The organism is Treponema endosymbiont of Eucomonympha sp., assembly GCF_001028545.1.
Map to the genome: position 1 here is coordinate 1 of NZ_BBPW01000209.1, position 1,040 is coordinate 1,040.

Here is a 1,040-nt window from a genome sequence, read left to right on the forward strand (position 1 = left end):
GGCGATTTCTACCGGCTCGAAGACTACGAAGCCTACTGCTGGACGGGGCACGGGCGCTACCCGACGAACACGCCGGGCTGGTGGGGCGGCGCGCACCCGTTTACGCTGCTCGACTGCAGCGTCGTGCACAACGGCGAGATTTCCTCCTACGACGCGAACCGCCGCTTTATCGAGATGTTCGGCTACAAATGCACGCTCCGCACCGACACCGAAGTCATAGCGTACATAATAGACTTCCTGCTGCGGAAGCAGGGGCTGACGCTTGCGGAGGTCGCCGCCGTCATCGCCCCGTCGTTCTGGCAGACTATCGAGGATATGCCCCAGAAAAAGCGCGAGCAGTACACATTTCTGCGGCAGGTGTTCCCCGAACTGCTCATTACCGGTCCGTTTTCCGTTGTCGTGGGCTTCTCCGGCGGCATGATGGCGCTCAACGACCGGCTCAAGCTGCGCTCTCTGGTCGCGGCGGAAAAAGGCGACACGGTGTACGTGGCGAGCGAGGAATGCGCCATTAGGGCTATCGAGCGCGACGTAGACTGCACGTGGTCGCCTATGGGCGGCGAGCCGGTCATCGTCCGGCTGAACGAGGAAGGGAAAAAATGCCTGTAACCTATCTGTACCCCGAGTTTGAGGTGCTGCGGAACGCCGACCGCTGCGTCGCGTGCCGCGCCTGCGAGCGCCAGTGCGCGAACGAAGTGCATTCCTACGACGCCGACACCGGCGAAATGACCGCCGACGAATCCAAATGCGTGGCGTGCCACCGCTGCGTGTCGCTGTGCCCCGTCCGCGCGCTCAAAATCGTCAGGACGAATCACGCGTTCCGCCCGAACGCCAACTGGTCGGGCGAGGCGATACAGGACATTTACCGGCAGGCGGATACGGGCGGCATGATGCTGTCGTCTATGGGCAACCCGACCGACCAGCCGACGTACTGGAACCGGCTCGTGATAAACGCCTCTCAGGTAACGAACCCGTCTATCGACCCGCTCCGCGAGCCTATGGAAACGAAAGTCGCGCTGGGAAAGCGCCCCGCCAAACTGGAA

2 protein-coding genes are annotated in these 1,040 nt (G+C 62.5%); both read left to right on the forward strand.

Going from position 1 to position 1,040, the window contains the following annotated elements; translation table 11 throughout:
- Positions 1-606, forward strand: a 606-nt coding sequence (locus AWU74_RS06010) for a class II glutamine amidotransferase domain-containing protein (protein ID WP_498067485.1), incomplete at its 5' end; no start/stop codon positions are given.
- The coding region (locus AWU74_RS06015) for a 4Fe-4S binding protein (RefSeq protein WP_162504919.1) at positions 597-1,040 on the forward strand (444 nt) is incomplete at its 3' end. The genes AWU74_RS06010 and AWU74_RS06015, both read left to right, overlap by 10 nt.